The sequence below is a fragment of the Micromonospora sp. NPDC023644 genome (assembly GCF_040640115.1).
Lineage (GTDB): Bacteria > Actinomycetota > Actinomycetes > Mycobacteriales > Micromonosporaceae > Micromonospora.
Genome location: NZ_JBFABA010000118.1, coordinates 1 through 1535, shown reverse-complemented (window position 1 = coordinate 1535; position 1535 = coordinate 1). Strand labels below are relative to the sequence as shown.

Here is a 1535-nt window from a genome sequence, read left to right as displayed (position 1 = left end):
CAGAATTCTGGCGGGCATGCCTGTTCGAGCGTCATTTCAACCCTCGAGCTCCCCTCTTTTTGGGAGAGCCCGGCGTTGGGGACCCGGCGCTAACACCGCCGGCCCCGAAATGGAGTGGCGGCCCGTCCGCGGCGACCTCTGCGTAGTAATATCCACTCGCACCGGGACCCGGGCGCGGCCACGCCGTTAAACACCCCACCTTCCGAATGTTGACCTCGAATCAGGTAGGAATACCCGCTGAACTTAAGCATATCAATAAGCGGAGGAAAAGAAACCAACAGGGATTGCCCCAGTAACGGCGAGTGAAGCGGCAACAGCTCAAATTTGAAATCTGGTCCCCAGGGCCCGAGTTGTAATTTGTAGAGGATGCTTTTGGCGAGGCGCCTTCCGAGTTCCCTGGAACGGGACGCCACAGAGGGTGAGAGCCCCGTCTGGTCGGATGCCAAGCCTATGTAAAGCTCCTTCGACGAGTCGAGTAGTTTGGGAATGCTGCTCAAAATGGGAGGTATATGTCTTCTAAAGCTAAATACCGGCCAGAGACCGATAGCGCACAAGTAGAGTGATCGAAAGATGAAAAGCACTTTGAAAAGAGGGTTAAAAAGTACGTGAAATTGTTGAAAGGGAAGCGCCTATGACCAGACTTGGGCCCGGTGAATCATCCAGCGTTCTCGCTGGTGCACTTTGCCGGGCACAGGCCAGCATCAGTTTGGCGCGGGGGATAAAGGCTTCGGGAATGTGGCTCCCCTCGGGGAGTGTTATAGCCCGTTGTGTAATACCCTGCGCCGGACTGAGGTACGCGCTCCGCAAGGATGCTGGCGTAATGGTCATCAGCGACCCGTCTTGAAACACGGACCAAGGAGTCGTCTTCGTATGCGAGTGTTCGGGTGTAAAACCCCTACGCGTAATGAAAGTGAACGCAGGTGAGAGCTTCGGCGCATCACCGACCGATCCTGATGTTCTCGGATGGATTTGAGTAAGAGCATACGGGGCCGGACCCGAAAGAAGGTGAACTATGCCTGTATAGGGTGAAGCCAGAGGAAACTCTGGTGGAGGCTCGCAGCGGTTCTGACGTGCAAATCGATCGTCAAATATGGGCATGGGGGCGAAAGACTAATCGAACCTTCTAGTAGCTGGTTTCCGCCGAAGTTTCCCTCAGGATAGCAGTGTTGAACTCAGTTTTATGAGGTAAAGCGAATGATTAGGGACTCGGGGGCGCTATATAGCCTTCATCCATTCTCAAACTTTAAATATGTAAGAAGCCCTTGTTACTTAATTGAACGTGGGCATTCGAATGAACAACACTAGTGGGCCATTTTTGGTAAGCAGAACTGGCGATGCGGGATGAACCGAACGCGAGGTTAAGGTGCCGGAGTGGACGCTCATCAGACACCACAAAAGGTGTTAGTACATCTTGACAGCAGGACGGTGGCCATGGAAGTCGGAATCCGCTAAGGACTGTGTAACAACTCACCTGCCGAATGTACTAGCCCTGAAAATGGATGGCGCTCAAGCGTCCCACCCATACCTCGCCCTCA

At 53.7% G+C, this 1535-nt stretch carries 1 rRNA gene; it reads left to right on the top strand.

The features are described from left to right. Positions 1-185 precede the first annotated feature (185 nt). Positions 186-1535 (top strand): 23S ribosomal RNA (locus tag AB0G08_RS30140); the annotation flags it as partial.